Consider the following 3,965-nt stretch of genomic DNA (forward strand, 5'->3'; position numbering starts at 1 on the left):
CGATTGCACCGATCAACAACATGGCGACGACCAGAAGGAAGGCCTCATTGAACGCCAATACCCACGCCTCGCGTCGTGCGGTCGAAGACAAGAGCGCGACCGCGCGGGCTGTCGTGCCGGCGTCGTCGACAAGCCGGTTCGCGAGCGCTCCCGCGACGGCCGTCAGACGATCAGCATCGAGCGTGTGGTAGAGCGAAACTTTCTCAGTGATGACGTTGGAGTAAAACTTTTCGCGCTCGGTGACGAAATGGGACACCAAGCCTACGCCAAGGGTGGCGCCCGCGAGCGTCGTTGCGTTGAAAGCGAGGGACGCTGTCGGAAGGTCTGCAGGTTTCAGCACGGACGTGCCGACGACCATGGCCGGTACAAGGAACAGCAGTTGACCTATCGAGAAGATCACGAGCGTCAGACAGAATTGATCGGCGGCGAAGAGCGCGGTGCCGTCACGCACCAACGCGGCCCCGATGGCGCACAGCGCAAAGCCGAGCGCCATGACTGTGCGCATGTCGAAACGATGCATGAGCTGCCAGACCAGCGGCAATGCGAGCAGCTGCGGGATTGCCGCCCACAGCATCAGTTCAGCGATCTCCAGGGGCCGATAGCCTTGAACAACGGCAAGGAACTGCGGAACGAGATAGGAGGTCACGACCAGGCTGATGCGAAGCACCAGGTTGAGTGCGATCGGGATGCCGAATTTTCGCGTGACCAGCAGCTTGGGCGACATGATGGGCAGCGGCGAGAACCGCACCAGAAACGCGAATCCGGCCCACACGGCGATCGAACCTGCAGTGCACCAGACGATCGTTTCGCTCTCGAACCAGAAGCGTCGCGTGCCCTGACTGAGGACGAGTGTTAGCGTCGCCAGTGCAAGCGACAACAGGGTCAGGGCGAGCCAGTCGGTTTTGAGCGCCGACCAGTCTTGCTGCTGATGTGGCGCCCAGGCGTGTGCAGCAAGGGCCAAGGTCGCACCGATGCCGGCCTGGATCAGGAACAGAGTCTGCCAGCCAAGGCTGTCTTCGGCGAAGCCCGCGATGACCGGTCCCAACGAGCCAGGGAACAGAAGCACGAAGGCGAGTAAGGTCACGCCGAACGGAAGTCGCGGCCCGCCCGTAACGATGAAGACGGCGACGAATGCCGCGGGACCAAAACCGCCGGCCGCAAATCCCTGGATTGTGCGTAACGCAACCATCATTTGGAGATCGGGGGCCGTGGCGCAGGCCGACGCTGTGATGGCGAAGGTAGTGGCGCTCACTACAAGGTATCGGCCGATGCTTAGAAATCGAATTAGAGGGCCCGAGGCGACGATCCCTGCAAAACTTGCCATCGTGTAAACCGTCAAGATCCACGAAGCCTCGTCGGGCGTAGAAAAGACGCCGCCTTGGACGTCGGCGATATTGGTCGAGGCGAACTGCGCCGACAGGCTAATGAGCAGTGACCCGGCCAGGCCGGTGGCAAGGAACAGAATCTTGCTTGGCGTTAGTGCGTTCGGCGTCGTCATGATGGTGAAGCGGCCGCATCGTTTCTTCGTACTGGCGATCTCCAACGCTACCGGCCAGCCGCATTAAGTCTATTGTATGAAGGTGTCGCCGATACTTTGGGTTTGGTTGGCGCGGCAACTGTCCTGAGTGGCGACCTCGAGCGCCCCGCGTTGGCCTGAAGCCGATATTTGCCTGCCCACCTAGCGGCGGATCGTCGTTTCGGTGAACGCCCGGCAGCCAAATCTCGATACTCCGCTACCCAACAAACTAACCAATCCGATGGTATCGCCGATACTATCGGGCAATAGATTTGTCCCTGTTGAGAGCCGATTCCTGTACCGCACTCTAAGGACACGGTGGAGTTAATTCCCTTCCCCGGAACACTCGCTATCAATAGGAGATCAACCATGCCCCTCAAAATCGCTGTTCTGGTGGGAAGCCTCCGCGCCGGTTCGCTTAATCGGAAGATAGCCGAGCTGCTTGTCCGGCTGCGACCCAATGACCTCAGCATGGAAATTGTCGGGATCGCTGATCTGCCGTTCTACAATGAAGACATCGAGGAGGACGCGCCGCCGGAGTGGCAGGAATTCCGCGAACGCATCAAAGCGGCAGACGCCGTTCTCTTCGTGACGCCAGAGTACAACCGGTCCGTTCCGGGGGCGCTCAAGAACGCGATTGACGTGGGCTCCCGTCCATATGGGGCGAGCGTGTGGGACGGAAAGCCAGGTGGCGTGATCACGGCTTCGCCTGGCGCAATCGGCGGATTTGGCGCCAATCACCACCTCCGCCAGATGTTCGTTTTCCTCAACGTGCTGGTCATGCAGCAACCTGAAGCCTACTTGAGCCACGCTAGCGATGGCGCGCTGGCCGAGGCGAAGACTCGGGAATTTCTTGCGAATTTCCTCGACGCGTACGCCCAGTGGGTGACAGCTTGTCTTGGCCATGCGGATGTCGGCCAGAAGCGTTCGAACTCTCGCGCTAGCCGCACCTTGGTTAGCGCTTGACCGCGCCAGCAAAGGCGACGTCAAATGACAAGTGTCGAGCGGAAAATGTCTTCCGCTCGTTGTTTGAACCTGCGACGATGTAGGCCGCTGCCTGCCGCAGTGGCCCAGCGTCCGCGAGACCCATGCCGATCAGTCCGCGCATAGCGGCACGGATCTTTTCAATTGATTCATCCAAGCGTCACGCTAACGGCCAAACGGCTCCGCGCAGCGGTACTGAGCCTCAGACTCCGTCCGTCAGAGTGAATTGCCTGGCGCCGTTAAGGCGAAACGCCATCTGGCCGGCAGTGGGCTGACAGCTGACACCTGTTGCGAAACTCGTCCACGCGTGGCCCACGTCGGCCGCGGGCTTCGGATCGGATCGTTACTTCACGAAAGCCAACACGAAAGTATTGCCGATACCATCGTGCAATAGATTTGGCGCCGCCGGCAGTCGATCTGTACGTCACGCCTGATTGGATCGATCGCATAGGAGGCTCGGATGCCAGCAACGTCGTTAACGCCCACTCGGCGCGAACTACTTGCCGCCGCGGCGGTCGCCGGATCGCTCGGTCTGCTCCCAAAGACACTGTCCGCTGCCGCCGGGAGCGATCCAATCCGCCCGTTTACCGTCAACATCCCTCAAGGAGCGATCGATGAGCTCCGCCGGCGCATTGCGGCGTCGCGTTTGCCCGATCCGGAAACGGTCGATGACCGCTCGCAAGGCATACAGCTAGCGAGCCTGCGCGAGATCGTGCGCTACTGGGGGACCGAATACGACTGGCGCAGGGCAGAGCAGAAACTGAACAATCTCCCACAATTCATTACCGAGATCGACGGGCTCGACATCCATTTCATTCAGGTGAAATCCCGTCACGCCAATTCCTTGCCTCTTATCATCACGCACGGCTGGCCCGGCTCGGTCATCGAGCAGCTGAAGATCATCGGGCCGCTGACCGATCCGACGGCCCATGGGGGCCAGGCGGAGGACGCGTTCGACGTCGTGATCCCCTCGATGCCGGGTTACGGCTTCTCCGGCAAGCCGACCGGCACGGGCTGGAATCCCGAGCGCATCGCTCGAGCCTGGGCGGAATTGATGCAGCGCCTCGGCTACACCCGCTACGTCGCCCAGGGCGGTGACTGGGGCTCCCCCGTCTCGAGCGCGATGGCCCGCCACGCGCCGGCGGGATTGCTCGGAATACACATCAACCTGCCGGCGACGATACCGTCCGAGGTGGCTGCTGCGCTCGCCGTCGGGGGGCCCGCGCCGGCTGGCCTCTCCGAGAGGGAGCGCAGGGCGTTCGACTCGCTCGACACGTTCTTCAGGAAGTACAGAGCCTACGGCGCGATAATGGGCACGCGGCCGCAGACGATCGGCTACTCCCTGGCGGACTCGCCAGTGGGGCTGGCAGCCTGGATACTTGATTACAACAACGGCGAGCCGGAGCGCGTACTCGACAGAACCGACGTGCTGGACAATATCACGCTGTATTGGCTGACGAACACA

3 protein-coding genes are annotated in these 3,965 nt (G+C 61.3%); 2 read left to right on the forward strand and 1 reads right to left on the reverse strand.

Annotated elements, in window-relative coordinates; genetic code table 11:
* The coding region (locus EOA86_RS25580; protein ID WP_245497372.1) for an MFS transporter at positions 1-1,543 on the reverse strand (1,543 nt) is incomplete at its 3' end.
* Positions 1,544-1,885: 342 nt separating this feature from the next.
* Between EOA86_RS25580 and EOA86_RS25585 the strand changes: the two genes are divergently transcribed.
* Together EOA86_RS25585 and EOA86_RS25590 are read left to right on the forward strand one after the other, a co-directional pair.
* Positions 1,886-2,482, forward strand: coding sequence for an NAD(P)H-dependent oxidoreductase (locus EOA86_RS25585; protein WP_128344228.1), 597 nt, complete (start codon positions 1,886-1,888; stop codon positions 2,480-2,482).
* 478 nt (positions 2,483-2,960) lie between these two features.
* Positions 2,961-3,965: epoxide hydrolase (locus EOA86_RS25590; RefSeq protein WP_164891975.1), on the forward strand; the 1,005-nt coding region annotated here is incomplete at its 3' end.

The sequence above is a fragment of the Mesorhizobium sp. M5C.F.Ca.IN.020.32.2.1 genome (assembly GCF_004023105.1).
Lineage (GTDB): Bacteria > Pseudomonadota > Alphaproteobacteria > Rhizobiales > Rhizobiaceae > Mesorhizobium > Mesorhizobium wenxiniae.